Raw genomic sequence first — 26,285 nt, forward strand, 5'->3', positions numbered from 1 at the left:
GACCCGCGACCCGGTCTACCGGGAGCGGGACTCGGCCGCCGTCCGCAGGTCGTCCAGCAGACCGGCCTGGGAGGTCAGCACCTCGGTCAGGATCCGGCGCGCGACCGCGAGAAGCTCGGCGACCTGCGGGCTGACCAGGGAGTAGATGACCGTCGAGCCTTCCTTGCGGGTGACAACCAGGTTCATCTTGCGCAGCACGGCCAACTGCTGCGACAGGTGCGCCGCCTCGATACCGACCTCGGGCAGCATCTCCGACACCGCATGATCCCGCTGCGCCAGCAGCTCCAGGACCCGGATCCGGGCGGGGTGCGCCAACGCCTTGAAGAACTCGGCCTTGGCCTGATACAGCGGCGTGCTCACCGGTCCATCCCCTCCTGACCGAAACCGTACCCGGCGGGCACCGGGACCCGATCGTCGACCGCGCGGCGGCGAACCGTTCCCGCAAGACAGTGGGCACGGGGTGTCGGGGTCCCGCATCGCGCGAGCACTCGGCCGCACCCGGTCGGACGAAAATCGGGGCGCGGCCACTGGCCGCGCCCCGATGCTCCCAGGCCCTTCCCGGCCGGTGTGACAGAAACGACCCGCGGCGACCTTCGGACCGACCGGTCGGGCACCTGGCTGGCCCCGCCCGGCCGTTGTCTACTGGCCGTGCACGTCGTCCTGCCCGACACCGGTATCCGCGGCCGGTTCGCGCCGCCCCGCCGACCCCCGCCCGCTGGACCTGGCCGCCGCGACACAGGTGGAAAACCTGCCGCTCGGCCAGCGGACGAAGGGACGAAGCGAACAACAGCCGCTTCCCGTTGTAGGACTCAAAGACGGTACGTGGTGCCCCCCCGCCGCTGTCAACCCGCCCCGGGCCTGTCGGGCGCGCCGCGACCGGCGTGTCGCGTAACGAACCCCGCGGAAACCGGTCCCCGCCCGCAGGCGGGGACCGTCACCGGGACAGTCGACCCGCCAACAGACCCGCCGCGGCGGCCGGATGCTCCCCGGCCAACAGACCCGCCGCAGCCAACACGTAGTCCACGTCCACCACCGCGTCCGCCGCCCGCGGCACCGCCCACCCACCGCCGTGATCGGTCAACACCGCGGACAGCACCGCCGCCGCGTCCGGTCCCGCCGCGTGCCGCAACACCCCACCCGAACCGATCAACACCCGCACGTCACGAAGATCACGACCCGGTTCGCCGGACGCGCCACCGCGGGCGTGCCGACGCACCGCCACCGTCGCCGCCAACGCCGCGATCCGCCGATCCGCCGCCCGATCCTCAGCGGTCACCGACAGGAACCCCGGATCGCCCGCCCGCGCCGCCGCGGCCCGCGCCAACGACTCCCGCTCGGCCGGCGCCAGCAGCCGCTCCGCGTCCGCCGCCGCGACCACCCCCGGCGCGGACCACCGCATCCCCAGGTCCCCCTCCACCGTGCGGGCCCGCCACAGGGTGCCCGACGCCGGCCGCGACGGCCCGACCGCCCGCTCGTCCGGCGTCAACACCGAGTACACGTCGGTGGTGGCGCCACCCACGTCCACCACCGCCAGATCCCCACCGGTCAGATCGGCGTACCGCTCCACCCCGGTCAACACCGCGTCCGGGGTCGCGGCCCGCACCAGCGACCCGAACCGGGAACCCCGGGACAGGCGTTTACCACCGATGACGTGCCGCAGGAACACCTCCCGGATCGCCGCCCGCGCCGGCCCCGGGTCCAACACCCCGATCCGCGGCAGCACGTTACCCACCACCGACACCGGCACCCCGGCGCCCGACAGCAGATCCCGTACCTCGTCCCGGACGTCCGCGTTGCCGGCCATCACCACCGGCACCCGCCACCGGGCCCGCGCCAACCGGGCCGCGTTGTGCGTCAGCACCTCCGCGTCCCCGCCGTCGGTGCCACCCACCAGCAGCACCACGTCCGGACGGGCCGCCCGCAGGTCCCGCACCGCGGCGGCGTCCAACGGGCCGGCGGCCACGTGCACCAGCCGGGCACCCGCCGACAGCCCCACCCGCGCGCCCGCCCGCGCGGTGACCAGACGCTCGTAGCCCACCACCGCCAGCCGCAACCCACCACCGGCCGACGAACACACGTACCAGGGCGCCCCGGCCGCCCCCGGCAGGCCGTCGACGGCCCGGGCCACCGCGGCGTCCAGGCCGCGCAGCACGTCGCTGCCCGCGGTGGTCGGCGCCGCCGCCGCCGCCAGCAACGCCCCGTCGACCAGATCCACCACGGCGACCTTCGTGAACGTGGACCCGACGTCCGCGCAGACCGCGAAACCGGCCGTCACCGGTCCGCCGGCGGCACCACCACGGTGCCGGTCGCCGTCACCGCCACCACCGGCGGATCGACCACCTCCGCCGCCGACCCACCCCGCTCCGGCCGGCCCCGGCACACCACCCGGCAGACGAAGTCCACCGTACGGCTACGGGTGCCCACCCGGGTCACCGTCGCCGTCACCTCCACCACGTCACCGGCCCGGACCGGCCCCCGGAACTGCACATCCGAGTACGACGCGAACAACCCCTCGTCACCGTCGGTCCGGATGCACACCTCCGTCGCCACATCACCGAACAACCCCAACGCGTACGCCCCGTCGACCAGGTTCCCGGCGTAGTGCGCGTGCGAGTACGGCACATACCGCCGGTGGGTCACCGTCAATCCCAACCGCGAATCGCTCACGCCGCCGCCCTCTCCGTGATCAACTTGTGCACCAGGTAACTCGCCACCTCACCCGGCGTGGTACCCCGACCGAAGATCCGGTCCACCCCCAGCTCGCCGGCCATCTTCTCGTCGAACCGCGGCCCACCGACCACCAGCAACGGCCGCCGCGCCGCCGGCAACGCCTCCCGGAACGCCGCCGACATCTCCCGCGTGTTGTGCAGATGCGCGTCCCGCTGCGTCACCACCTGCGACACCAGCACCGCGTCGGCCCGCGCCGCCCGCGCCGCCTCCACCAGATCCGGCACACTCACCTGCGCACCCAGATTGGTCACCGACAACTCCCGGTAGTACTCCAGCCCCTTCTCCCCCGCGATCCCCTTCACGTTCAGGATCGCGTCGATGCCCACCGTGTGCGCGTCCGTGCCGATACACGCCCCCACCACCGACAGCTTCCGCCGCAACCGACTGCGCACCAGGGCGTTGACCTCCTTGGCCGACAACAACGGGAAATCCCGCTCCACCACCTCGACCCTCGACAGGTCCACCAGATGGCTCACCCGCCCGTACACCACGAAGAAGGTGAACCCGTCACCCATCTGCTTCGCGTGCACCAGCATCGCCGGATCCAGGCCCATCTTCGCGGCCAACTGCAACGCCGCACCCTCGGCCCGCTTGTCGTACGGCACCGGCAACGTGAACGACACCTGCACCATGCCGTCCCCGGTGGTGTCCCCGTACGGCCGCACGATCGTCTTCCCGCTCACCGCGCCGACCTTTCGTTCGCGACTGCGGGGCTCCGCTTCGCTGCACTCCTCGCGCTCACCGGGAACCACCCTCCAGGATCTCGGTGGCCGGGTTGTAGTAGCCGGCCTCGTGCCGGGCCACCCCGTCCAGACCCTTGCCCCGATCCGCCGGCCGCTTCATGATCCCGAACGTGCCGTCCGCGATGGCGTTCAACAGGGTGTCGTCCGCGATGCGTTCCAACAGGCCCACCGCCTCACCCAGCACCGTCGCCGCCCGCCGCTGGATGAACCCGCCCGGCGCCGGCACGAAATCCTCGTGCAACCCACCAGCGGCACCCAGCACGTACCGCACGTTCTGCAGGGCGATGTCCCGATCCGACAACCACGGCGTCACCACCGCCTCGGTCATCATCCCCACCAGCAGGATCCCCTGACCCGTCATCGCGCCCGCCAGGTTGAAGAACCCGTCCAACAGGTTGCCCCGGAACACGTCCCCCGTCATGTGCTTCGTCGGCGGCATCCACTTCAACGGCGCGCCCGGGAACAACTCCCGCGCCAACAACGCGTGCGCCAACTCCAACCGGAACGACTCCGGCACATCCGGATTGATCTCGAACGCGTGCCCCAACCCCAACAACTCGTCCGGCAACCCCGCCTCGTGCGCGAAGAACTCGTTCAACAACTGCGACACCGTCACGGTGTGCGCCTCGTCCACCGCGTCCGCCGTCGTCAGGTAGTTGTCCTCACCGGTGTTGATGATGATCCCCGCCCGGGCGTGCACCTGCCGGGAGAACCGCTGATCCACGAACGTACGGATCGGATTGATGTCCCGGAACAGGATCCCGTACATCGAATCGTTCAACATCATGTCCAGCCGCTCCAGGCCGGCCAACGTCGCCATCTCCGGCATGCACAAGCCCGACGCGTAATTCGTCAACCGGATGTAGCGACCCAACTCCTTCGACGAGGAGTCCAACGCCGCCCGCATCAACCGGAAGTTCTCCTGCGTCGCGTACGTCCCCGCGAAACCCTCCCGGGTCGCCCCTTCCGGCACGTAATCCAGCAACGACTGCCCCGTCGACCGGATCACCGCGATCACATCCGCCCCGGCCCGCGCCGCCGCCTGCGCCTGCGGAATGTCCTCGTGGATGTCACCCGTCGCCACGATCAGATAGATCCACGGCCGCCGCGGCGGATCACCGTACCGCCGCACCAGCCGGTCCCGCTCGGCCCGCCGCCGGTCGATCAACCGCACCCCCGCCGCCACCGCCCGCCGGGCGGCCCGCCGGGCCGCCGTCGCAGCCTTCCCCTCCGGCACCACGAACCGCACCGAACCCGCCGCCGCCTTCTGGGCAAGCAAGGTGATGTCAGCTGCCTCACCCACCCGCAACCCGTCCCGCGCCATCGCGTCGAACACCGGCAACGACACCCCGTGCCCCAACCCGACATCCGCCACCACCGCGTCCACCAACCGGTTCACCCACGGAATCCCGTCCGGATCCGCCCCCACCACCCCGGCCAGCCGCAACACCGCCCGCTCCACCGACACCGTGGTGTGACTACGGGCCAGATCCACCACCGGCTGACCCGCCCGACGCGCCAACTCCCGAGCCCGACCCACCAGCACCGGATCCAGCGACAGCTTCCCACTCACGGCGAACCCTCCTCGTAAATCACCGCACCACGCAGCACCGTCCGCCGACACACCGGCAACGGCGTCGGATCCGCCGGCCCCCGCAGCTCCGGATCCGCGGCCAACAACACCGGCAGACCCCGCTCCACCCCCGCCGGCACCGACCACACCGCGAACGTCGCCGCCGCACCCGGCGCCAACACCCCCTCGGCCAACCGCCCCCGCAGCGACGAACCCGGCAACGCCTCCCAACCACCCCGGGTGTGCGCCGCGAACGCCGCCCGCACACTCATCCGCTGCACCGGATTGAAATGCCACGCCGCCGCCCGCACCGAACCCCACGGATCCAACGGCGTCACCGGCGAATCCGACCCGAACGCCAACGTCACACCCACCCCGTGCATCGCGCCCATCGGATTCGACGCCAACGACCGGTCCACCCCCAGCCGCGACGCGTACATCCCCCGCTCGCCACCCCACAACCGGTCGAACGCCGGCTGCATACTCGCCACGATCCCGAAATCCACGAACCCCGCGATCAACCGCTTGTCCAGGATCTCCGCGTGCTCGATCCGGTGCCGCCCCGCCCGCAACCGGTCCACCCCCAGCACCCGCGCCGCCCCGGCGAACCCCTCCAGCACGGTGCCCACCGCCGCGTCACCGATCGCGTGGAACCCACCCTGCATGTCCTGCTCCGCGCAGTCCAACAGATGCGCCCGCACCTCCTCGGCGGTCACATACCCGAACCCGCACCCACCGTCCGGATCATCCAGATACGGCGACGACAGATGCGCCGTCCGCGACCCCAACGCACCATCCGCGTACAGGTCCCCACCGGCACCCACCGCACCCAACTCGCGGGCCTTCGCCGCCCCCATCAACTCGCCCCAGTAGCCGTACACCTCCGGCCCACCGACACCCGACAGCCCCAGCACCGCCGTGAAATCAGCCTCGCTCGACGTGCCCGGACCACCACACTCGTGCACTGCCGCGATCCCCGACGCGGCCGCCCGCCGCAACGCCGCCCGCTGCGCCCGCTCCCGCTGCGCCGCCGTCACCGACGCGAACGCCACCTCCCGCACCACATGGTGCGCGTCCCGCCGCACCAACCCCGACGGATCGAACCCCACCGCGTCCCGGGCCGCCGGCGCCGCCGCCAACAACGCCGACGAACACAACGCCGAATGGATCGACGCCTGCGACAGGTACACCCGCCGACCCGCCGCCGCCCGGTCCAACTCCGCCGCCGACGGCGGCTCCGGCCGCTCCCAGCCCGACTCGTCCCAGCCGTGCCCCAACACCACCGCGTCCGACGGCAACGCCGCCGCGAACCCGGCCAACAGCTCCAACACCTCCGCCGCCGACCGCGCCACCGACAGGTCCAACCCGGACAACGCCAATCCGGTGTCGGTGGCGTGCACGTGCGCGTCCACGAACGCCGGCGTCACCAGCGCACCGTCGAGGTCCACCACCCGGTCCGCCCGCGGCGCGTCCACGTCCGCACCGATCCAGGCGATCCGCCCGTCACGCACCAACAACGCCGTAGCCCGAGGGTCGGCGGGGCAGAACAGCAGCCCGCCGCGGTACAGGATCGAGGGGTTCGTCATGACGATCAGTCTGCCGCGAGCCGCGCCTCGAACAACGAACGCACCCCCGGAACCTCCCGCAACAACGACAGCGCCAACTCCGCGTGACCCGGCACGAAGCCGTTGCCGACCAGCATCGTCACGTCCGCGGCCAGCCCCTCGGCACCCAACGCCGCCGCCGCGAAACTCGTCGCCATCGAGAAGAAGATCACCGTGCCGCCGTCCGCCGTCGCCAGCACCGCGCCGTGCTCGCACCCCGGCACGTCCACGCACACCACCGTCACGTCCGCCGCCCGGCCCAACGCCCCCTCGACCGCCGCCGCCAACGCCACCGGATCCCGCGCGTCGGCCAACGCCACCTCATCCGCCAGGCCCGCCGCCAGCAGCCGGTCCCGCTCCGCCGCCACCGGCACCACCCCGACCGTACGGGCGGCGCCCGCCCGCCGGGCCGCCGCCAACGCCAGCGACCCGCTCTTGCCGGCCCCACCGATCACCGCCACCGTCACCCCGGCCGACCGGTCCTGCCGCCGCGCGACCAGGTCACCGACCACCCGCGCGGTCAACGCCGGCGCCCCACACACGTCCAGCACCGCCAGACTCAACCCCGGAGGCAGGTCGGCCGGGAGCACCGCCGCGATGGACCGGGCGAACAGGATCGCGTGCCCGGAACACGGCACCTGCTCGCCGAGGCCGTCCCAACCGGCCAGGTCGTCGTCGACCGACAGCGGCGTCAGGGTGAGTGACACCAGGGTGGCGACCCGGTCACCCGGCTTCAGCCGCAGCGGGGAGCACGGCCCCACCTCGTCCACCGTGCCGATCAGCATCCCGCCGGAACCGGTGACCGGATTGTGCATCTTGCCGCGTTTGGCAATGATGTCCAGCACCTCGGTCCGCACCGCGGCGCCGTCGCCACCGTGCTTCTCCGACAACTGTCGGTAACTTGCCGCGTCCAGATTGAGCCGTTCCACCCGGATCCGCACCTCGTCGGCGCCGATCTCCGGACGGTTGTCCAACCGCAGCGCCGCCTGCGGCAGCACCCCCGACGGCTCGAGCACCCGGTGCAGACCGACCGGTGACGTCATACCGACCTCCCAACGACCCCCGCAGCGCTCGCCCGGCGGGAAAACTTACGGCAGACTAGTTTCTGAGCAGGATATTTTCCAGTAGCCTTCCCAGGCGCTGCTGATCGTTGATCGCCCCGGACACCAGGAGGGTTCGTGACACAGACCGAACCGATCGAGACCGTGCCCCGCCCCCGGACCACACCCGAGGCGCCCACCGGCACCACCACCCTCTCCGCCGGGCAGCCGTACGAATACCACCGCCGCCCCCTCGTCGAGCCCGACTGGACCCGGTTCCCCGGGTGGCGGCAGGTAACCCGCGAACAGTGGGAATCCGCCCAATGGCAACGGGTCAACTGCGTCAAGAACATCAAGCAGCTACGCACCGTCCTCGGCGACCTGGTCGACGAGACCTTCTACGCCGACCTCACCGAGGACCAGGCCGCGCACGCCACCATGTCGATGCTGGTACCGCCGCAGATGCTCAACACGATGGTGCCGTTCGCCCCAATCACCACCGAGGCCTTCTACGCCGACCCGATCCGCCGGTACATGATCCCGGTCGCCTCCGACCGGCGCACCGACTGGCCCTCACACCCGTACGCCAGCCGCGACTCACTGCACGAACACGACATGTGGGTCGCCGAAGGGCTCACCCACCGCTACCCCACCAAGGTCCTCGCCGAACTGCTCTCCACCTGCCCGCAGTACTGCGGGCACTGCACCCGGATGGACCTGGTCGGCAACTCCACCCCCACCGTCGACAAGCTCAAGCTCACCCTCAAGCCGGTCGACCGCTACGACGCCCACATCGACTACCTCAAGGCCCACCCCGGCGTACGCGACGTCGTGGTCTCCGGCGGCGACGTGGCCAACGTCCCCTGGCGCAACCTCGAGTCGTACCTGATGCGACTGCTGTCCATCGACACCATTCGCGACATCCGGCTGGCCACCAAGGCACTGATGGGCCTGCCCCAGCACTGGCTGCAGCACGACGTGGTCGAAGGACTGGAACGGGTGGCCCGCACCGCCGCCCGGCGCGGGGTCAACCTCGCCATCCACACCCACGTCAACCACGCCCAGTCGCTCACCCCGCTGGTGGCCCGCGCCGCACAGACCGCCCTGGAGGTCGGCGTCCGCGACGTGCGCAACCAGGGCGTCCTCATGCGCGGCGTGAACGCCACCGCGCCGGAACTGCTCGACCTGTGCTTCGCGCTGCAGGGCGAGGCGGGCATCCTGCCGTACTACTTCTACATGTGCGACATGATCCCCAACGCCGAGCACTGGCGGGTGCCGGTCTGGCACGCCCAACAGCTCCAGCACGACATGATGGGCTACCTGCCCGGCTACGCCACCCCGCGGATCGTCTGCGACGTGCCGTTCGTCGGCAAGCGCTGGGTGCACATGCTCACCGAGTACGACCGCGAACGCGGCATCTCGTACTGGACCAAGAACTACCGCACCTCGATCGAGTCCGCCGACCCGGAGGCGTTGGACAAGCGCTACGCGTACTACGACCCGATCGACACCCTGCCCGCGACCGGCCAGGCGTGGTGGTCCGCGCAGTAGGCGGATCCCCCACCTGAGACACGCGAACGGCCCCCGGGATATCCGCGGGGGCCGTTCGCGTGTCCGGCGTGGGTTCAGCCGCTGAAGGCGTCGCGTACGTCGCGGCCGGCGTCCTTGACGTGCTCGCCGGCCTGCTTCGCCCGGGCCTCGGTCTTCTCGGCCGCGCCCTCGGCCTGCAGCCGCTCGTTGTCGGTCGCGTCGCCGAACTTCTCCTTGGCGGCACCCTTCAGTTCCTCGGCCTTGTTCTCCGCCTTGTCCGCGAGGCTCATGTCGGACTCCTTCCGAAGTTGTTCTGCTCGTATCGGTTGCCCGCCGAACGGGCGATTTGGGGCTCGACCGAGAAATGCCCGGAGGGCTTGTCGGAGAAACATGTCGGTTTTTGAATGGTGGCCGGCTGGGTCACACCCTGTAGAGCGTCCTAGGATGCTAGGTGTGTGTCCCGCAGCGCGGCCGAGCGTCGTTCGGGTCGACGCGTCGGACCACAACCCGGCATCACTCCAGCCGGTCCACCAGCTCGTGCACCGCGGCGAGCAGGTCCTCCTCCTTCTCCGAGTGCGCGGTCACCGCGACCACCGCCCGACGAGCCGGATCGACGATCACGTACTGCCCGTAGGCGCCGTCCATCCGGTAGGCGCCGCCGCGGTCGATCCACACGCCGAGCCCGTACCCGTGCGTGTACCGCTCCCCGAAGGTGACCGCGCCGGTGTCGACCGGGTCGGCGGTCAGCCGCCGCAGGTACGCCGCGGGCAGGACCTCGCGGTCCTGCCACCGGCCCTCCTGCAGCAGCAACCGCCCGAAACGGGCGAGTTCACCGGTACGCAGGAACAGGTCGCTCTCGGCGAACGGATACCCCAGCGGGCAGGTGTGCCACGCCGGGTTGTGCAGGTCCAGCGGGCCGAACAACCGGGGCATCAGGTACGACCGCAGGTCCGCCCCGGTGACCCGGGCGATCACCCGACCGATCGCGTACGGGCCGGAGCCGGTGTACGCGAACCGGCTCCCCGGGGCGGCGACCAGCGGCGCGGCGACGATCTCGTGCAGCAGATCCGCCGCGTCGACGCGTTCGTGGGCGAACCAGCGGTGGCTGGTCCCGCTGGTCATCGTCAGCAACTGCCGCAGCGTGACCTCCGCCACCCCCTCGGCCGCCAGCGTCCGCAGCTCCGGAAAATGGTCGAGGAACCGGTCGTCGAGGGTCAGGCGTCCCTCGGCCTCCGCCAGGCCGAGCGCGACCGAGGTGAACGTCTTCGACACCGAGTAGAGGTTCACCCGGTCGTCGGACCGGAACCGCCGCTCGGCCGGCGGCTGCCCCTCCCGGTACAGCTGGATCCCGTACGTGCCCAGGCCGCGTTCGCGGTCCGCCCGGCTGAAATCGTCGAGGATTGCGTCCATCGGCGGATGGTAGGCCGCTCCCCCGACACGACCCCGCACGTACGGGACCCGACCACGGTCAGCCGGTGGCGGCGCCGAACCAGCGGGGCAGCCGGTCGACCAGGTCACGCTGCTCGTCGCCGACCCAGACGACGTGACCGTCCGGCCGCAGCAGCACGGCGGGCACGTCCAACTCCTCGCTGACGTCGACGACGTGGTCGACCCGGTCCGCCCAGCCCGCCACCGAGAGCCGGCCGGTCTGGTCGAGCAGCAGGCCGCGGCCACCGCGCGTCAGCTCGTACAGGCGCCCCCGCCTGAGTCGCACGTCGCGCAGCCGCCGGCCGAGCAGTTCGTGCCCCTCGCCGACGTCGTAGCGGACCCCGATCGCGGTGATCTTCTCGATCAGGTACCGGTTGACCTCCTCGAAATCCATCAGTTCCGTCAGCAGCCGGCGTACCGCCGCGGGGCCCGGCTCGGTGGACATCAGCTCGCCCTGCGCCCGGGTGTTGTTCAGCACGTCGGCGGCCACCGGGTGCCGCTCGGTGTGGTAGCTGTCCAGCAGCCCGTCCGGCGCCCAACCGTGGATCTCGGCGGCGAGTTTCCAACCGAGGTTGAACGCGTCCTGGATGCCGAGGTTGAGGCCCTGCCCGCCGAGCGGCGGGTGGACGTGCGCGGCGTCGCCGGCCAGCAGCACCCGACCGACCCGGTACCGCTCGGCCAGCCGGGTCGCGTCGCCGAAGCGGGACAGCCAGCGCGGTGAGTGCACGCCGAAGTCGGTGCCGGCGAACACCCGCAGCCGCTGCCGGACCTCCGCCAGGGTCGGCGGGACCGCGCGGTCCTCGGCCACCTCCGCGGCGGGCACGACGACGCGGAACAACCCGCCCCCGGACGGCGAGGGCCCGACACCGAACCCCTTGTACGTCTTGCGAATCTCGGCCACCACGGCGGCCACCTCCGCCGGCGGCGTGGTCAGCTCCATCTCGCCCAGTAGCGTCTCGTTCCGGGCCGGCTCGCCGGGAAAGCCGACGCCCAGCAGCTTGCGCACCGTGCTGCGTCCACCGTCGCAGCCGACCAGGTAGCGCGTCCGGACCCGCCCACCGTCGGCCAGTTCGGCGGTGACCGCGTCGTCGTCCTGACTCAGGCCCACCAACTCACAACCGCGCCGGATCTGGGCACCCGACTCGGCGGCGTGCTCGGCCAGCAGCCGTTCCGTGGTGGGCTGCGGGATGCCGAGGATGTAGGAGTGCGCGCTGTCCATCCGGGCCGGCCACGGCTTGTCGATGGCGGCGAAATAGCCACCGAGGACGTGTTTGCTGCCGTTGGCCAGGAAACGCTCCAACAGGCCGCGCTGATCCATCACCTCGATGCTCCGGACGTGCAGACCGAGGGACCGGACGTCCCTGGTCGGTTCCGGTTGCTTCTCCAGCACCAGCACCAGCACCCCGTGCAGGCGCAACTCCCCGGCCAGCATCATGCCGGTCGGTCCGCCGCCGGCAATGACCACGTCGAACATGAAACCCCCCGAGATTTCTGCGGGATCGGCCCGCTGACAAGGCGCGAACAATTCGCGGACGCCTGCTTTTCGCGGGTTCTGCCTTCGGCCGGAGATTCTGCGGCATGACCGGGGTCTTGCCACAAGTCCCGGGGTGCGCTATATGTTGAAGATGGCAAGAGGAGTTCGACTCCCTTGCCATTCTTGTTTCTCCATCCGGGTCACCCCGTCGCACTGAGATCACCGGTTGATCCGCTCACCGCGCGTGTGGCCGGCGCGGATGGTTGACTGGGCGGATGGGGAAGATCGTTCTTATCCGACACGGGCAGACCGAGTGGAGCGCGGCGGGGCGGCACACGTCGTACACCGATCTGGAGTTGACCGACGAGGGTGAGCGGCAGGCGGCGGCGTTGGGTGGCCGGTTGGCCGGCCGGGATTTCGTCGCGGTGCTGTGCAGCCCGCGGCGACGGGCCCGCCGGACGGCCGACCTGGCCGGGCTGACGGTCACCGACGTCGACGACGACCTCGCCGAGTGGAACTACGGCGACTACGAGGGCCGGACCAGCGCCGACATCCGGCGGGACCGGCCGGACTGGGACCTGTGGACCGACGGCTGTCCCGGCGGGGAGGCCCCCGACCAGGTGGCCGCCCGGTTGGACCGGGTGCTGGAGCGGGCCGCCGCGCTGCTGGAGCGCGGCGACGTGGCGCTGGTGGCGCACGGGCACAGCCTGCGGGTGGCGGCGGCCCGGTGGATCGGCCTGGGCGCCGACGGCGGTGGCCGGCTGCGGCTGGAGACCGCGACGCTGTCCACCCTCGGCCACGAACACGAGCGGCGAGTGGTGCTGACCTGGAACGTGCCGGCCGGCGGTTGACCCCGATCTTCCGGGCCGGCCGCGGGACCGGCCGTCAGCGGCGCGGCGGGGCGATCTTCGGGGCCCGACCCTCGTACGGGGTGGACAGCACCACGGTGGTACGGGTGGTCACGTTCGCGCTGGTGCGGATCTCCTGCAGTACCCGTTCCAGCTCGGCGGAGCTGGCGACCCGTACCAGCAGCAGGTAGAAGTCCTCCCCCGCCACCGAGTAGCACGACTCGATCTCCGGCAGGTGGGCCAGCCGCTCGGGCGCGTCGTCGGGCTGCGAGGGGTCGAACGGCCGGATCGCCACGAATGCGCTCAGCGGCAGGTCCAGCGCCTCGTACGACACCCGGGCGGTGTAGCCCTTGACCACGCCGCGCTGTTCCAACCGACGGACCCGCTGGTGCACCGCCGACACCGACAGACCGACCTTCTCCGCCAGATCCGTGTAGGACAGGCGGCCGTCGGCGGTCAGTGCGACGATGATGGCGCGATCGATGTCCTCCACGCGAGAAAACCTACCGGTACGACGGCCCGTGGCGCGCACCCGTGGCGCTGTTCGGGGGTACGGCTCGCGGGAGTGAACCGGAGGAGACCGGTTCACCTTTCCGCGCGGCGCTCAGCCCTTCGCCATGGACCGGGCGATGACCAGGCGCTGGATCTGGTTCGTGCCCTCGACGATCTGCAGCACCTTCGCCTCACGGAAGTACCGCTCGACGGGGTGGTCGGCGACGTAGCCGGCGCCGCCGAGCACCTGGACCGCGTCGGTGGTCACCCGCATCGCCGTGTCGGTGGCGAAGACCTTGGCCTTGGCCGCCTCCACCGAGTAGGGCCGGCCGGCGTCGCGCAGCCGGGCCGCCGCCAGGGTCAGCGCGCGGGCCGCCGCGACACCGGTGGCCATGTCGGCGAGCAGGAAGCCCAGCCCTTGGAAGTCGACGATCGGGTGGCCGAACTGTTCCCGTTCCCGGGCGTAGGCCAGGGCGTAATCGAGCGCGGCCTGGGCCAGGCCGACGGCGCAGGCGGCGATGCCGAGCCGGCCGGAGTCCAGCGCCGTCATGGCGATGGTGAAGCCGGTCCCCTCCGCGCCGACCAGCCGGTCGGCGGGGACCCGGGCGTCGTCGAAAGCGATCTGGGCGATCGGTGAGGAGCGCAGCCCCATGGTCCGTTCCGCGGCCTGCGGCACGATGCCGGGCGTGTCGGCGTCGGCGAGCAGGCAGGAGATGCCACGCGGTCCGGGGCCGCCGGTGCGGCAGAAGATGTTGTAGAAGTCCGCGACGTGGGCATGGGTGATCCACGCCTTGGTGCCGGACACGACGTAGTCGTCGCCGTCGCGGACGGCCCGGGTGGTCAGCGCCGCGGCGTCCGAGCCGCCCTGCGGTTCGGACAGGCAGTACGCGCCGAGCAGCTCGCCGCCGATCATCTCCGGCAGCCGCTTGCGCAGTTCGTCGTCGCCGTACTGGGCGACCGGGTAGCAGGACAGGGTGTGCACGCTGACCGCCTCGGCCACCGCGAGCCAGCGGCTGGCCAGGATCTCCAGTACCTGGAGGTACACCTCGTACGGCTGTGCGGCGCCGCCGTGGGACTCCGGGTAGGGCAGCCCGAGCAGGCCCGAGCGGCCCAGGGTGCGCAGCACCTCGCGGGGGAACTCCCCGCGGGCGTCGAAGTCGGCCGCCCGGGGCGCGAGTTCCCGATCGGCGAGTTCGGTCGCCAGGTCGATGAGGTCGTACGCCTCGTCGGAGGGCAGGATGCGGTCGACGGTCATAGCTGGACGAGCTCCGTGGGGATCGTGTTGAGGCGTTCGACGCCCGCGTCGGTGCAGACGACGATGTCTTCGATCCGGGCGCCGTGCCGCCCGGCGAGGTAGATGCCGGGCTCGATCGAGAACGCCATCCCGGGTTCCAGCGGCAGCGAGTTGCCGCCGACCAGGTACGGCTCCTCGTGCCCGTCCAGGCCGATGCCGTGCCCGGTGCGGTGCAGGAACGCCGGGCCGTACCCGGCGTCGGCGATGACGTCCCGGGCCGCGGCGTCCACGGACTCGGCGGTGACGCCGGGCGCGACGGCCGCGGCGGTGGCCCGCTGGGCGTCGGCCAGTCGCCGAGGCGGGTGGAGGTCGTCGTCCCCGATGCGCATGCCCTCAGCTTAACGTTCGTTCGGGTCGGCGCAGAAACGGTTGTCCGGACCGGGTCACGGGCTGCCGCTTTCCGGTGGATCCCGGATCCGTCCGTGATCTTTTCCGTCGTCGGCGACGGCCGGGCCGGCCCCTACCGGAGGCTGCGGGCGGCGGCCCGGAAGCGCTCCGTGTAAGCCAGCACGTCGGTGCTGTCGACGAACTGGTCCACCGCGCCGACCGGTGGACGCTGCCGCAACGCCGGATCCGTGATCGCCGCCCGCAGGGCCGCCGCGAACCGGTCGGCGTGCAGCACCAGGAACGGCCGGTGGTGGAACGGCCGCACGGTCGGCTCCACCGGCTCGGCCAGGCCGGTCTCGTTGGTGCGGACCGCGGCGGCCTCCAACGCCCGGCACAGCGCCACCTGCCGGTCCGGCCAGGAGTCGGCCGTGACCAGCGCGGTCAGCGCCCCGGTCACCGGTTCCGACCCGGGCAACCGGGCCAGTTCGCTGCCCAACCACTTGCCGTACGGCGGATACCGGCGGCCGAGCAGCAGGTGCAGCCGGGCCAGGTCCCGGGCGATCCGGCCGGCCACCAGCCGGCTGCCCAGCTCGTCGCCCACCTCCGCGCACCGGCCCACGAAGTGCTCCTCCTGACCGATCCGGGTCCACTGGGCGGCCAGCACGTGCCGCCAGACGTCGTCCGGGTACCAGGCCAGGGCGGCCCGGATCCCGGCCAGCTCGTCGAGATCGTCGTGGAAGACCGCCCCGCCGGTGACCTCGGCGAGCCGCTGGGTGGGGATGGCGAGCCAGTCGGCCGTGCGGACGCCCCGGCGCGGGTCGAAGCCGAGCGCCGCGCGCAGCCACTCGCCCAGCTCGACCACGCCCACCCCGTGCCGGTCGCCGTGCGCGGAGAGCACCCCCAGTCCGGTGGTCGGGCCGCCGGCGTACGCGGTGGGGTAGCCGAGGAACGACGGCGGCAGCGCGGCCGCGACCGCCGTCTCGATCCGGGCCGGCAGACCGAGATCTCCCGGGCCGACGAAGATCTGCACCCGGGGTCCCCAGTCGTGATCGGTGGAACGCGGCGTGTCCAGGCCGAGCAGTTCCGAGCCGGAGTCCAGCCGCCCGGCCGCGTAGCGCAGCCCGGGGAACGACCGCCGGACCGCCGGGCCGACCACCTCGTCGTGGAAGCGCCGGCAGAGCACCAGCCCGGGCACGAAGCTCATGCCGACAGCCTGCCGCATCACGGGGCCACCGGGCGACTGATATGCCCGCCTCCGGCCCCGCGGCGCTTGCGTCTCCAGCCGCTGGAAGGTTCAGACTCTCGGACATGACCGACGACGGCTCCGGTGAGCTGCTGACGATCGGGGAACTGGCCCGACGGACCGGCCTGCCGGTTCGCACCATCCGGTACTGGTCCGACCTGGGGTCCTGCCACCGGTGGACCGCAGCGGTGGCGGCTACCGGCGGTACGACGACGCGTCGGTGGCCCGGCTGGAGTTGATCCGGACGCTGCGGGAACTCGGGCTGGGGCTGGCCGACGTACGCCGGGTACTGGCCCGCGAGACCACCGTGGCCGCCGTCGCCGCCGTCCACGTCACGGCGTTGGACGCCCAGATCCGTGCCCTGCGGCTGCGCCGGGCCGTCCTCGCCGGCCTGGCCCGGCGGGAACCCCGGCCCGAGGAGACCACCAGGCTGAACCGGCTGGCCCGGCTGGCCGACGTCGAGCGCCGACGGATCGTCGAGGACTTCCTCGACGAGGTGTTCGACGACCTGGACGCCGATCCGACACTGCGGCAACGGCTGCGCTACCCCGGTACCGAGCTGCCCGACGAACCCGCGCCGGAACAGGTCGAGGCGTGGTTGGAACTCGCCGAGCTGGCCCGGGACCCGGACTTCCGGCAGCGGATGCGGGCGATGATCGAGCACAGCGCCGCCGGTCGGGCAGCCGGCGGACCGGGCGGGGAGCCCGGCGCGTACCGGTGGTTCGCCCGCAAGGTCGCCGGTCTGGTCGGCGCCGCCCGGGAACGTGGTGTCGCGCCCACCGACCCGGCGGCGGCCGACCTGCTGGACCGGCTGCTCGGCCCGGTCGACCGGAGCGCGGTGCTGACCCGCGTCGAGGCCGGCGCCGACCCGCGGATAGCCCGGTACCGGGAGCTGCTGGCCGCCGTCGAGGGCGTCCCGGCGCCGCCGTCGACCACGGCCGACCATGCCTGGCTGGCCGCCGCGCTGCGCGCCCACCCGCACCCGCCGAACCGGCTCGACCCGTCTCCAGCTGCCCGAGAGGACCTTCGTCATGGCCGGTGAACCGGACACCCGACCCGCCGCGCCCGAGCGGGTGATCGTGGTGGGCGCCGGCGTGGGCGGGCTCTGCCTGGCCCAGGGACTGCGCCGGGCCGGTGTCGGCGTCGCGGTGTACGAGCCGGGCGTCGCGGCCGGCTTCGGGATCAACCGGCGCACCCTGCGGGAGATCCTGCTGGCCGACCTCACCGACGTCGTCCATCCCGGGCACGTCCTCACGCGGTACGAGCAACGACCCGGCGGGCTGGTCCGGGCACACTTCGCCGGCGGGGCCGTCGTCGACGGGGAGCTGCTGGTCGGCGCGGACGGAACCAACTCCGCCGTGCGCCGGCAGTTGCTGCCCGACGCCGGCGTCGACCACCTGCGGTCGGTCCTCTACGGCCGGACGCCCCTCACCGACGCCACCCCGGGCTGGCTGCCGGACGTGCTGCTGGACACCTTCAACAAGGTCACCGCGCCGGACGGCGGTTTCCTGATGGTGGGCACCTGCCGGACCCGGGAACCGGTCGGGCCGGCCGTCGCCCGGCTGGCGCCCCGGGTCCGGCTCACCCCGGTGCCCGACTACCTGTCCTGGACCCTGCAGGCGCCGCACGCCCCGGTCGACGCGGGACCGGACGAGCTGCACCGGCACGCCGAGGAGCTGGTCCGCGACTGGCACCCCGGCGTGCGACGACTGGTCGCCGAGGCGGAGGTGCCGGCCACCACCCGGATCGAGCTCGGCTCGGCCCGACCCGTACCGCCGTGGGACACGCCGAACGTGACCCTGCTCGGTGACGCCGCACACACCATGTCGCCGGCCCTGGGCGAGGGCGCGAACACGGCGCTGCGGGACGCGGCCGCCCTGGTGGCGGCGCTGGCCGGCAGCACCGACCCGGCCAGGTTCGCCCGGGCCAAGGTCGGCTACGAGACCGAGCTGCTGCGGTACGGCGCCGAGATGGTGGCCGCCTCGCTGACCGGCTTCGGCCCGCCCCGCTGACCGGCACGTCGGAATGCACCCCGGTCGCGGCGGGTGCCGGGGCCGCCGGCTGCGGTACGGCTGTGCCAGGCTGTCCGGGTGACCGACCGACGCCCCCTGCTCGCCATCGACTCGGCCAGCCTCTACTTCCGGGCCTACTTCGGCATCCCGGAGTCCGCCGCCAAGGCGCCCGACGGCAGTCCGGTCAACGCCGTCCGCGGCTTCCTGGACATGCTCGCCACGCTGATCCGCAACCGGCGCCCGGACCGGGTGGTCTGCGCGCTGGACTACGACTGGCGACCGGCCTGGCGGGTGGAGCTGCTGCCGTCGTACAAGGCGCACCGGTTGGCGCCGGCCGGCGGGGAGATCGTGCCGGACACCCTGGGCCCGCAGGTGCCGCTGATCCTGGCCGCGCTGGCGGCGGTCGGCATCCCGGCGATCGGGGCGGACGGCTACGAGGCCGACGACGTGCTCGGCACCCTGGCCACCACCCAGCCCGGTCCGGTCGAGGTCGCCTCCGGGGACCGGGACCTGTTCCAGCTGATCGACGACGACAAACCGGTGCGGCTGCTGTACTGCGGCCGGGGCGTGGCGAAACTGGAGGACTGCGACGACGCCGCGGTCCGCGCCAAGTACGGCGTCCCGGCCGCCGGGTACGCCGACTTCGCCGCCCTGCGCGGTGACCCCAGCGACGGGCTGCCCGGCGTGCCCGGGGTGGGCGACAAGAGCGCCGCCCGGCTGATCGACCGGTACGGCAGCCTGGCCGGGATCCTGGCGGCGCTGGACGATCCGGGGTCCGGCTTCGCACCCGGCCTGCGGACCAGGCTCACCGCCGCGCGGGACTACCTGGCCGTGGCGCCGACGGTGGTGCGGGTGGCCCGGGACGTACCGCTGCCCGCCGGGCTGGACCTGGACCTGCCGACGGCGCCCGCCGACCCGGACGGGCTGCTGGCCTTCGCGCAGCGGTGGAACCTGGCCGGACCGTGCCGCCGGCTGGTCGACGCGATGGCCGACCGAGCTGAGCCGGGGCCGGGAGAACCGGCGGGATAGCATCGGGCCATGTCCCTGACGGCAAGCGATGTCGACCGGTTCGAAGCCGCCCGGCCCCGCCTGGAGGCGATCGCCTACCGCTTGCTCGGTTCGGCCGGCGAGGCCGAGGACGCCGTGCAGGAGACGTTCCTGCGCTGGCAGGCCGCCGACGTCGGGCGCATCGAGGTGCCCGACGCCTGGCTCACCAAGGTGCTCACGAACCTGTGCCTCAACCAGCTCACCTCCGCGCGGGCCCGGCGCGAGACGTACGTGGGTCAGTGGTTGCCGGAGCCGCTGCTCGCCGGGGACCGGATGCTCGGGCCGGCCGAGACCGCCGAACAGCGCGAATCGGTGTCGTACGCGGTCCTGACCCTGATGGAGCGGCTGTCCCCCACCGAGCGGGCGGTGTACGTGCTGCGGGCCGCCTTCGACTACCCGCACCGGGAGATCGCCGAGATCCTCGACATCACCGAGGCCACCAGCCAGCAGGTCTTCCACCGGGCCAAGAAGCACGTCGCGGACGGCAGGGCCCGTACCGAGGTGGACGGGGTGGCGGCCCGACGGATCGTCGAGGAGTTCCTCGCCGCCGCCGCGAGCGGTCGGGTCGAGCCGCTCGTGCGGCTGCTCACCGGGGACGTGACCGCGATCGGCGACGGCGGCGGCAAGGTCCCGGCCCGGACGGCGGCGCTGCAGGGCGCCCTGGCGGTCGCGCGGTTCATGCGCGGCATGTTCCGGCCGGGCGAGGCCAAGCGTGCCCTGGTCGGCGGCACGGCGGAGGCCTACGCCTGGACCGCCAACGGCGAACCCGCCGTCGTGGTCGTCGTCGACGGGCGGGTCATCGGCGTCATGTGCCTGGAGGTCACCCCCGAGGGCGGCATCGCCGCGATCCGCAACCAGGCCAACCCCGACAAGCTGGCCCGGGCGACCGAGTTGTTCGCCGCCGCCGACCACGGCCGGCCGCTGCTCACGACCTGACCACCCGGCGTGTGAGCTGCTTCACCTCGCGTTCCTGTCAGGAACCGGCGGGCCACCCGGTTCAGGTGGCGAACCCGCAGCAGACAGGAGCACGGACATGTCTCACCGCATCGTCGTCCTCGGCGCCGGTTACACCGGAGCCTTCGCCGCCGGTCGCCTCGCCCGACGACTGCACCGCGCGGACGTCACCATCACCCTCGTCAACGCCGAACCCGACTTCGTGGAGCGGGTCCGGATGCACCAGCTGGCGGTCGGCCAGGAGCTCAAGCCCAGGCCGCTGACCGGGATGTTCGCCGGCACCGGTGTCGACGTACGGATCGCCCGGGTCACCGGCGTCGACGTGGACCGCCGGACCGTCGCCGTCACCGACCAGCACGGCGCCGGCGAGCTGCCGTACGACACCCTCGTCTACGCCCTCGGCAGCCGCTGGAGCACCCACGGCGTCCCCGGTGTCGCCGAGCACGCCCACGAACTCGCCAGCCGGCCCGGTGCCCTCCGGCTGCGCGAGCGGCTGGCGACGTTGACGGCCGGGCAGGCGGTGACCGTCGTCGGCGGCGGCCTGACCGGCGTGGAGGCGGCGACCGAGATCGCCGAGGCCCGCCCCGACCTGAAGGTCGCCCTCGTCACCCGTGGCGACCTCGGTGACTGGCTCTCGGCCAAGGGCCGCGGGTACCTGCGGGAGGTCTTCGGCCGGCTCGGCATCACCGCGCACGAGCACATCGACGTCACCGGCGTCGAGGCCGACCGGATCAGCACCGCCGACGGGCGGACCATCCCGGCCGCGGTGACGGTGTGGACCACCGGCTTCGCGGTCCACCCCCTCGCGAAGGCAACCGCGCTGCGGGTCACCGACACCGGCCAGATCGTGGTCGACGACACCATGCGTTCGGTCTCGCACCCCGAGGTGTACGCGATCGGCGACGCCGCGTACGCGATGGGCGCGAACGACACGCCGCTGCGGATGTCGTGCGCCTCGGGCGTACCGATGGCGTGGCAGGGCGCGGACTCGATCGCGGCGCGACTGACCGGCGGGAAGCTCCCGCACGTGCCGCTGCGCTACTACAACCAGTGCATCTCGCTGGGCCGCCGGGAGGGCCTGATCCAGTACGTCACGGCCGACGACCGGTCGGTCCCGACGGCGTTGACCGGACGGCTCGCCGCCCGGTACAAGGAGGTGGTCTGCAAGGGCGCCACCTGGGGCGTGCTGAACCCGATGTTCGGGATGCCGGCCCGGCGCCGCCGCGTCACGGCCGACCCGACCCCGGCCCGCTCCGGCGCCGAGGCCACGGCATAGGTGCGGTCCGGGCGTTTCGCTGGTGGCAGACGGGCGTTCCGGTGTGCGGGTCGGTCCCTCTACCGTCGAGCCCAGACCCGACGAAGGGAGCAGGCGATGCGTGTCGTCTTCGTCCACGGCGCCTGTGTCCGGGACGGCGACTGGTGGTGGCACCGGGTGGCCGACCTGCTCGACCGGCGGGGCGTCACCAGCGTCGCCCCGCCGTTGCCGAGCTGCGGCGAGACCGGTTCCGCGCCGGGCACCACCGGCCCGTCCCTGCCGGACGACGTCGCGGCGGTACGCCAGCTCCTGGCGGCCGGGGCCGAGCCGACGGTGGTGGTGGCGCACAGCTACGGCGGTGTGGTGGCCGGCGACGCCGCGGCTGGCCTGCCCCAGGTCGGCCACCTGCTCTACATCACGAGTTTCCTGCCGGAGGTCGGCGAGAGCCTGGCCTCGTTCGGCGACGGCTCGCCCGCGCCGTATCTGGACGTTCGGCCGGACGGCACCTTCGGCGTCCGGCCGGAGCTGGCCACCGCGACGTTCCTGCAGGACTGCGACCCGGCCGACGTCGAGCAGGCGCACGCCCGGCTGGTCCGGCAGAGCGTCGCGGTGACCGGCCAGCCGGTCCGGGCGGCCGCCTGGCGGGATGTCCCGAGCACCTACCTGGTCTGCGCCCGGGACAACGGCACACCGCCCGCCGTGCAGCGGGCGCAGGCCGCGCGGGCCGGCCGGGTGGTCGAGATCGAGGCCGGCCACCACCCCATGCTGTCCAGGCCGGACGCGGTCGCCGACCTGGTGTTCGAGCTGCTGCCGGCGCCCTGACCCGCTACGTCCGCTGAGCGTACGGCCGGGGCATGCGCCCCCTTACGGCACGGTGCGCAGGTAGTCGACGAGCCGGTCGGCGAGCTCGGCGGGACGGCTGAGCGCCACCAGGTGACCGCCGGGCATCTCGTCCGGCACGATGCCGAGCCGCCACCGCGCCACCCGCCGCTGGAACTCGACCGGAAAGAACCGGTCGTCCCGGCCGGCCAACACCCGGGTCGGCACCTCCGGCCAGGCCGGCAACGGCCACGGCTTCTGGAACGGCGTACCGGACTGGTCCCGCGCGTGCCGGACGGACTCGGCGACCAGGTCGGGCGGCAGGTCGTGGATGAACGCGTCGGCCAGGTCGTCGTCGGCGCCGATGGTGCGGCCGTCCCGCTCGGCCTGCTCCCGGCGGGCCTGCTCGTGGCCGGTGTTGGCCCACCACTCGCCGGCCGACTCTCCGGCCGTCGGGATCATCGCGTTGACCAGCACGATCATCCGGGTGGGCAGCCGCTCGGCCACCAGCGGGGCGGTGTAGGCGCCCATCGAGGAGGCGACCAGCACCAGATCGGTGCGGTCACCGACGGCCTGGACCACGGTGTCGGCGTACTCGGTCAGGCCGGCGGTGTCGTCGTCGGCCGGCAGGTCGACAGCCAGCGCGTCGTGACCCCGCCCGCGCAGCTCGGGCACCAGCCGGTGCCAGTACCAGGCGGCGCCGCCGGCACCGGGAACGAGGACGAAGGTGGTCATGTTCGGTTGCTCCCTGTCGACGGCGGGGTGAACTGGCTGATGGTGAAGTGGGCGCCCTGCGGGTCGCGGATCAACGCCTTGCGGCTCCACAGGTCGTCGGCAGAGGTGACGATCTGTCCACCGAGCCGCTCGACCGTGGCGGCGCTGTTGTCCCGGTCCGCGACGGTGAAGGTGACCTGCCAGCGCGCCGGCTCACCGAGGTCGGTGAGCACCAGACCGCCGATCACGTCGGCGAAGCCCGGCGGCGCGGCGGCCTGCCGGCGGTGGATGTCCGGGTCGACGGTGGCGGCCAGGTGGTCGCCGTACCCGGGGACCTGGAGCATGATCGGCCCGCCCGGCGCGAGGTCGACCGCCCGCCAGCCGAAGACCGACCGGTAGAAGGCCAGCGCGGCGTCCCGGTCCGGGGTGTGCAGGTCGCTGAAGTTCCAGCCGCCCGGCGCGCTCACCACCTGCGCGCCGAGGCGGCGGCCGGCCTGCCAGAGCCGGAACTCGGCGCCGGCCGGGTCGACGCAGGTCGCCGTCCGGCCGGCCGGACCGACGTCCGTGGGTGCCGACCCGACGGTGCCGCCGGCCTCGGCCACGGCCCTCGCGGTCGCGTCGGCGTCGTCGACCGCGACGTACGTGTTCCACGCGGCCGTGTCCGTGGAGCCGGGTGCGATCGCCCCGACGTCCTTTCCATCCAGGGTGGCGATGAGGTAGGAACCCGGCGCGCCGGGCGGGACCGCCTCGGTCAACGTCCAGCCGAACAACTCGCCGTAGAACCGGGCGGCGGCCGCCGGATCGGGCTGCTCGGTGTCGATCCAGCAGGTCACCCCGTGCAGGTACGTCCTCGGTCCGGACATTCCGGGCCTCCCTTCCGTCATCGGTCCGGGACGTTACCGGCCCCCTACGACACGACGGCGGCCGTCCGCGCGGCCCGCTGTCGCCGCGTCACCGACCGTGCGCGCATCCCGCTCCCACCGCGTCACCGACCGGCGCGCGGCCCACTCTCGCCGCGTCACCGGCCGGGCATGTCGATTTCGGCGCCACATCGAATTCGTAGTAGCTACAACATCCTCGATGTGGCGCCGAAAACGGCATCGCCGCCAACCGCGCCGGTTGTGGCCAGGGTCAGGGTTTGTCGCACCAGCCGAGGAGCCGGTCGCGGACCTGGAGGGTGGACAGGTGGCCGAGGTCGGTGGTGGCGTCGGTGAGGTAGACGGCCAGGTAGCGTCGGATGCCGCCCGGGTCACCGCCGAACAGCTCGGACAACTGCCGGCGCCGGGTCGGGCAGGGCCAGTCCTCGCCGCAGGCCAGGCAGGACCACGCCGGCCGCCAAGGAGCATGAATCGGCGGGTAGTCAGGCACCGCCGTACCGCCGGGGTTGGCGCGGCAGGATGCCCGACCGTTCGTTGCGGTCGTAGCGGGTGGGGCGTTCGTTGCCGTACGGGAAGCCGGCCTGCCACTCGCGCAGGGCGAACCGCAGGCGGTTGGCCTCGTCGCGGGCGGCGGACAGTTCGGTGTGCAGGTCGCCGACCTCGTCGGCGACGCGGGCCAGGAACCGGCGGACCTCGTCCGGGTCGACGCCCCGGCGGCCGAACCGACGCGCGGTGAACCGGGCGCCGCGGATCTGTCGCGGGCCGAGCCGGCCGGACCGTTCGGCCCGATAGACCGTGCCACCACAGCGCTCCCCCGCCGGTTCGAGATCGCTACCGATGGGTTCGGTGCCGTTGCCGATGGGCCAATGCTCCGCCATGGCGCTCCCCTTTTGCGATTGGTGGCTCGGTCTCGGGATGGTCGCGTCGCCCGCCGGCAGGCCGGCGAAGCGGTGATCCTTTGGTGGGTGCGGGATCGCGTTGCCGCGCGATCCCGCACCCGATGGGTTCTCCGGCCTGCCCACGGCCGCAGCTACGAGCAGCGGTACGACCCCGGGGACATCGAGAACCTTGCGCTCTTCCAGAACTACCGGAGGGAGTTGTTTTGCGCAACTCCCGATTTGGGTGAGACCCATTGCGCTTCGCGTCCTTTTCGGAGAGACTCATCGGCATGACTGGAAGCCCCACGCTGCGCCGCCGCCGGCTCGCCATCGCCCTCAAGCGGCGACGCGAGGAAACCGGGATGACCGCCGACCAGGCGGCCAAGGAGATCGGCATCTCCAAGTCCGCGATCAGCCGGATCGAGAACGCGCAGGTCTCCGCCCTGCCGCCGGTCGTCCGCGGCCTGCTTGAGCTGTACGGCGCCGAGCGCGAGGAGATCGACGCGCTGGCCCAGATCGCCCGCGACGCCCGCAAGCGCGGCTGGTGGCAGAAGTACGACGATGTGCTGCCGGACTGGTTCGAGGTCTACGTCGGCCTGGAAACCGAGGCGTCGGAGGTCCGAACCTTCCAACCGCAGCTCATCCCGGGTCTGCTGCAGACGGCCGACTACGCGGCGGCGGTGATCCGGGCCGAACATCCGGACGCGCCGGCCACTGAGATCGACCGGCGGGTCGAACTGCGGATGCGCCGCCAGCGGGACGAGGACCCGCCCAAGATGTGGGTGGTGCTGGACGAGGCGGCGCTACGCCGGCCCATCGGCGGGGCGGCGACGTTCAAAGCCCAGCTTCAACGCCTGGCCGACGTCGCCAGGCAGCCCGGCAACACCGTTCAGATCCTGCGCTTCGACGCCGGCGAGCACGGCTCGATGGGCAGTTCGTTCAGCATCCTGGACTTCCCCGAACCGACCGACCCGGGGGTGGTGTACGTCGAAACGCGAGCCGGTAGCCTCTATCTCGAAGGCCAAGACGTCCGGGAGTACGGCCGGGTATTCGACCATCTGATGGCGACCGCCAAGGGTGCACGCGAGTCCCGCAACCTGATCTCGGAGGCGATGAACGACCTGTGAGAGGACGGGCGCGGGGTGGACACGGACGGTACGGCCCGCGTGACCTGGCGGAAGAGCACCCGCAGCAACGGCTCCGGCGACTGCGTCGAGGTGGCCGACCTGGCTGGCACGATCGGCGTACGCGATTCCAAGAACCCCGAAGCCGGCGTCCTGGCGTTCCGGCCCGCGCCCTGGTCGGCCTTCCTGGCGGCCGTCAAGGCCGACCGGCTGACCGCTTGACCTGCACGCCGCCGCCCTCAGCGCCACCAGATCAACGGAGCTGATCGCGGCTATCG

Annotated in this window: 25 protein-coding genes and 3 pseudogenes; 10 read left to right on the forward strand and 18 right to left on the reverse strand. The window is 72.6% G+C overall.

The window, feature by feature from the left end; translation table 11 throughout:
• Nucleotides 1–15 precede the first annotated feature (15 nt).
• From ACFOX0_RS29645 to kdd, 7 genes are all read right to left on the reverse strand, one after another.
• Complete coding sequence (locus tag ACFOX0_RS29645) at nt 16–360, reverse strand: ArsR/SmtB family transcription factor (protein ID WP_377552208.1); 345 nt, start codon at nt 358–360, stop codon at nt 16–18.
• Between the two features lie 574 nt (nt 361–934).
• On the reverse strand, nt 935–2,275 hold the full coding sequence (locus tag ACFOX0_RS29650; protein WP_377552210.1) for a glutamate mutase L: 1,341 nt from the start codon (nt 2,273–2,275) through the stop codon (nt 935–937).
• On the reverse strand, nt 2,272–2,667 hold the full coding sequence (gene kal, locus ACFOX0_RS29655) for a 3-aminobutyryl-CoA ammonia lyase (protein WP_377552211.1): 396 nt from the start codon (nt 2,665–2,667) through the stop codon (nt 2,272–2,274). The genes ACFOX0_RS29650 and kal overlap by 4 nt, the downstream gene beginning before the upstream one ends.
• The gene (kamE, locus tag ACFOX0_RS29660; RefSeq protein WP_377552212.1) at nt 2,664–3,413 is read right to left on the reverse strand and encodes a lysine 5,6-aminomutase subunit beta; all 750 of its coding nucleotides are present in this window, start codon (nt 3,411–3,413) and stop codon (nt 2,664–2,666) included. The genes kal and kamE overlap by 4 nt, the downstream gene beginning before the upstream one ends.
• Nucleotides 3,414–3,468: 55 nt before the next feature.
• Complete coding sequence (gene kamD, locus ACFOX0_RS29665) at nt 3,469–5,046, reverse strand: lysine 5,6-aminomutase subunit alpha (RefSeq protein WP_377552213.1); 1,578 nt, start codon at nt 5,044–5,046, stop codon at nt 3,469–3,471.
• Nucleotides 5,043–6,632 (reverse strand): amidohydrolase, encoded by a 1,590-nt coding sequence (locus tag ACFOX0_RS29670; protein ID WP_377552214.1) that lies wholly within the window; start codon nt 6,630–6,632, stop codon nt 5,043–5,045. Before ACFOX0_RS29670 ends, kamD begins: the two co-directional genes overlap by 4 nt.
• 5 nt (nt 6,633–6,637) lie before the next feature.
• Entirely contained in the window at nt 6,638–7,693 is a 1,056-nt protein-coding gene (kdd, locus tag ACFOX0_RS29675) for an L-erythro-3,5-diaminohexanoate dehydrogenase (RefSeq protein WP_377552216.1), read from the reverse strand.
• 135 nt (nt 7,694–7,828) lie between these two features.
• Here kdd and ACFOX0_RS29680 point away from each other — a divergent pair, with 135 nt between their 5' ends.
• Nucleotides 7,829–9,241, forward strand: coding sequence for a KamA family radical SAM protein (locus ACFOX0_RS29680; RefSeq protein ID WP_377552217.1), 1,413 nt, complete (start codon nt 7,829–7,831; stop codon nt 9,239–9,241).
• A gap of 74 nt (nt 9,242–9,315) precedes the next feature.
• Here ACFOX0_RS29680 and ACFOX0_RS29685 read toward each other — a convergent pair whose 3' ends face one another.
• The 3 genes from ACFOX0_RS29685 to rox all read right to left on the reverse strand — a co-directional run bounded on the left by ACFOX0_RS29685 (nt 9,316) and on the right by rox (nt 12,122).
• Nucleotides 9,316–9,510 (reverse strand): CsbD family protein, encoded by a 195-nt coding sequence (locus ACFOX0_RS29685; RefSeq protein ID WP_377552218.1) that lies wholly within the window; start codon nt 9,508–9,510, stop codon nt 9,316–9,318.
• A 223-nt stretch (nt 9,511–9,733) separates the two neighbouring features.
• Nucleotides 9,734–10,630 carry a serine hydrolase domain-containing protein gene (locus ACFOX0_RS29690; RefSeq protein WP_377552220.1) on the reverse strand — a complete coding sequence of 299 codons (897 nt, stop codon included), beginning with the start codon at nt 10,628–10,630 and terminating at the stop codon, nt 9,734–9,736.
• Between the two features lie 58 nt (nt 10,631–10,688).
• Complete coding sequence (rox, locus tag ACFOX0_RS29695; RefSeq protein WP_377552221.1) at nt 10,689–12,122, reverse strand: rifampin monooxygenase; 1,434 nt, start codon at nt 12,120–12,122, stop codon at nt 10,689–10,691.
• A gap of 275 nt (nt 12,123–12,397) precedes the next feature.
• Here rox and ACFOX0_RS29700 point away from each other — a divergent pair, with 275 nt between their 5' ends.
• The gene (locus tag ACFOX0_RS29700) at nt 12,398–12,973 is read left to right on the forward strand and encodes a histidine phosphatase family protein (protein ID WP_377552222.1); all 576 of its coding nucleotides are present in this window, start codon (nt 12,398–12,400) and stop codon (nt 12,971–12,973) included.
• Here the strand turns inward: ACFOX0_RS29700 and ACFOX0_RS29705 are convergent.
• From ACFOX0_RS29705 to ACFOX0_RS29720, 4 genes and pseudogenes are all read right to left on the reverse strand, one after another.
• A pseudogene (locus tag ACFOX0_RS29705) lies at nt 12,962–13,463 on the reverse strand (Lrp/AsnC family transcriptional regulator); the annotation flags it as partial. The gene ACFOX0_RS29700 and the pseudogene ACFOX0_RS29705 overlap by 12 nt on opposite strands.
• A 111-nt stretch (nt 13,464–13,574) precedes the next feature.
• Nucleotides 13,575–14,717, reverse strand: a complete 1,143-nt coding sequence (locus ACFOX0_RS29710) for an acyl-CoA dehydrogenase family protein (RefSeq protein WP_377552223.1) — start codon at nt 14,715–14,717, stop codon at nt 13,575–13,577.
• Nucleotides 14,714–15,037 (reverse strand): annotated as a pseudogene (locus ACFOX0_RS29715) (M24 family metallopeptidase); the annotation flags it as partial. The pseudogene ACFOX0_RS29715 and the gene ACFOX0_RS29710, both read right to left, overlap by 4 nt.
• Nucleotides 15,038–15,216: 179 nt before the next feature.
• A complete protein-coding gene (locus tag ACFOX0_RS29720) occupies nt 15,217–16,287 on the reverse strand; it encodes a DUF4037 domain-containing protein (protein WP_377552225.1) in 1,071 nt (356 codons plus the stop codon).
• Between the two features lie 164 nt (nt 16,288–16,451).
• Between ACFOX0_RS29720 and ACFOX0_RS29725 the strand changes: the two are divergent.
• From ACFOX0_RS29725 to ACFOX0_RS29750, 6 genes and pseudogenes are all read left to right on the forward strand, one after another.
• Nucleotides 16,452–17,368 (forward strand): annotated as a pseudogene (locus ACFOX0_RS29725) (MerR family transcriptional regulator).
• Nucleotides 17,358–18,338: an FAD-dependent oxidoreductase gene (locus tag ACFOX0_RS29730; RefSeq protein WP_377552226.1), complete on the forward strand. Its 981-nt coding sequence runs from the start codon at nt 17,358–17,360 to the stop codon at nt 18,336–18,338. Before ACFOX0_RS29725 ends, ACFOX0_RS29730 begins: the two are co-directional and overlap by 11 nt.
• A 78-nt stretch (nt 18,339–18,416) precedes the next feature.
• Entirely contained in the window at nt 18,417–19,367 is a 951-nt protein-coding gene (locus ACFOX0_RS29735; protein WP_377552228.1) for a 5'-3' exonuclease, read from the forward strand.
• A gap of 9 nt (nt 19,368–19,376) precedes the next feature.
• Nucleotides 19,377–20,321, forward strand: coding sequence for an RNA polymerase sigma factor SigJ (sigJ, locus tag ACFOX0_RS29740; RefSeq protein WP_377552230.1), 945 nt, complete (start codon nt 19,377–19,379; stop codon nt 20,319–20,321).
• Nucleotides 20,322–20,418: 97 nt separating this feature from the next.
• On the forward strand, nt 20,419–21,615 hold the full coding sequence (locus ACFOX0_RS29745) for an NAD(P)/FAD-dependent oxidoreductase (RefSeq protein WP_377552231.1): 1,197 nt from the start codon (nt 20,419–20,421) through the stop codon (nt 21,613–21,615).
• A 96-nt stretch (nt 21,616–21,711) separates the two neighbouring features.
• Nucleotides 21,712–22,416: an alpha/beta fold hydrolase gene (locus ACFOX0_RS29750; RefSeq protein WP_377552233.1), complete on the forward strand. Its 705-nt coding sequence runs from the start codon at nt 21,712–21,714 to the stop codon at nt 22,414–22,416.
• A 42-nt stretch (nt 22,417–22,458) separates the two neighbouring features.
• Here the strand turns inward: ACFOX0_RS29750 and ACFOX0_RS29755 are convergent, their stop codons facing one another.
• The 4 genes from ACFOX0_RS29755 to ACFOX0_RS29770 form a co-directional block, all read right to left on the reverse strand.
• Nucleotides 22,459–23,148: an alpha/beta fold hydrolase gene (locus ACFOX0_RS29755; protein WP_377552234.1), complete on the reverse strand. Its 690-nt coding sequence runs from the start codon at nt 23,146–23,148 to the stop codon at nt 22,459–22,461.
• The gene (locus tag ACFOX0_RS29760; protein WP_377552235.1) at nt 23,145–23,990 is read right to left on the reverse strand and encodes a VOC family protein; all 846 of its coding nucleotides are present in this window, start codon (nt 23,988–23,990) and stop codon (nt 23,145–23,147) included. The genes ACFOX0_RS29755 and ACFOX0_RS29760 overlap by 4 nt, the downstream gene beginning before the upstream one ends.
• A gap of 268 nt (nt 23,991–24,258) precedes the next feature.
• Nucleotides 24,259–24,495, reverse strand: a complete 237-nt coding sequence (locus tag ACFOX0_RS29765; RefSeq protein ID WP_377552236.1) for a hypothetical protein — start codon at nt 24,493–24,495, stop codon at nt 24,259–24,261.
• Nucleotides 24,488–24,883, reverse strand: coding sequence for a DivIVA domain-containing protein (locus ACFOX0_RS29770; RefSeq protein WP_377552238.1), 396 nt, complete (start codon nt 24,881–24,883; stop codon nt 24,488–24,490). Before ACFOX0_RS29770 ends, ACFOX0_RS29765 begins: the two co-directional genes overlap by 8 nt.
• A gap of 290 nt (nt 24,884–25,173) precedes the next feature.
• On the opposite strand from ACFOX0_RS29770, the gene ACFOX0_RS29775 reads away from it, so the two are divergent.
• Together ACFOX0_RS29775 and ACFOX0_RS29780 are read left to right on the forward strand one after the other, a co-directional pair.
• Complete coding sequence (locus ACFOX0_RS29775) at nt 25,174–26,010, forward strand: helix-turn-helix domain-containing protein (protein WP_377552239.1); 837 nt, start codon at nt 25,174–25,176, stop codon at nt 26,008–26,010.
• Nucleotides 26,011–26,025: 15 nt separating this feature from the next.
• Nucleotides 26,026–26,229, forward strand: a complete 204-nt coding sequence (locus tag ACFOX0_RS29780; RefSeq protein WP_377552241.1) for a DUF397 domain-containing protein — start codon at nt 26,026–26,028, stop codon at nt 26,227–26,229.
• Nucleotides 26,230–26,285 lie beyond the last annotated feature (56 nt).

This window comes from Micromonospora zhanjiangensis, assembly GCF_042650605.1.
Taxonomy (GTDB): Bacteria; Actinomycetota; Actinomycetes; order Mycobacteriales; family Micromonosporaceae; genus Micromonospora_J; species Micromonospora_J zhanjiangensis.

Coding starts and splice junctions, on each gene's coding strand:
- ACFOX0_RS29700 (WP_377552222.1), top strand. CDS start 12,398: ATGGGGAAGATCGTTCTTATCCGACACGGGCAGACCGAGTGGAGCGCG.
- ACFOX0_RS29770 (WP_377552238.1), bottom strand. CDS start 24,883: ATGGCGGAGCATTGGCCCATCGGCAACGGCACCGAACCCATCGGTAGC.
- kdd (WP_377552216.1), bottom strand. CDS start 7,693: ATGACGTCACCGGTCGGTCTGCACCGGGTGCTCGAGCCGTCGGGGGTG.
- ACFOX0_RS29775 (WP_377552239.1), top strand. CDS start 25,174: ATGACTGGAAGCCCCACGCTGCGCCGCCGCCGGCTCGCCATCGCCCTC.
- ACFOX0_RS29690 (WP_377552220.1), bottom strand. CDS start 10,630: ATGGACGCAATCCTCGACGATTTCAGCCGGGCGGACCGCGAACGCGGC.
- ACFOX0_RS29720 (WP_377552225.1), bottom strand. CDS start 16,287: ATGAGCTTCGTGCCCGGGCTGGTGCTCTGCCGGCGCTTCCACGACGAG.
- ACFOX0_RS29670 (WP_377552214.1), bottom strand. CDS start 6,632: ATGACGAACCCCTCGATCCTGTACCGCGGCGGGCTGCTGTTCTGCCCC.
- rox (WP_377552221.1), bottom strand. CDS start 12,122: ATGTTCGACGTGGTCATTGCCGGCGGCGGACCGACCGGCATGATGCTG.
- ACFOX0_RS29745 (WP_377552231.1), top strand. CDS start 20,419: ATGTCTCACCGCATCGTCGTCCTCGGCGCCGGTTACACCGGAGCCTTC.
- ACFOX0_RS29750 (WP_377552233.1), top strand. CDS start 21,712: ATGCGTGTCGTCTTCGTCCACGGCGCCTGTGTCCGGGACGGCGACTGG.
- ACFOX0_RS29760 (WP_377552235.1), bottom strand. CDS start 23,990: ATGTCCGGACCGAGGACGTACCTGCACGGGGTGACCTGCTGGATCGAC.
- ACFOX0_RS29730 (WP_377552226.1), top strand. CDS start 17,358: ATGGCCGGTGAACCGGACACCCGACCCGCCGCGCCCGAGCGGGTGATC.
- ACFOX0_RS29755 (WP_377552234.1), bottom strand. CDS start 23,148: ATGACCACCTTCGTCCTCGTTCCCGGTGCCGGCGGCGCCGCCTGGTAC.
- ACFOX0_RS29710 (WP_377552223.1), bottom strand. CDS start 14,717: ATGACCGTCGACCGCATCCTGCCCTCCGACGAGGCGTACGACCTCATC.
- ACFOX0_RS29685 (WP_377552218.1), bottom strand. CDS start 9,510: ATGAGCCTCGCGGACAAGGCGGAGAACAAGGCCGAGGAACTGAAGGGT.
- sigJ (WP_377552230.1), top strand. CDS start 19,377: ATGTCCCTGACGGCAAGCGATGTCGACCGGTTCGAAGCCGCCCGGCCC.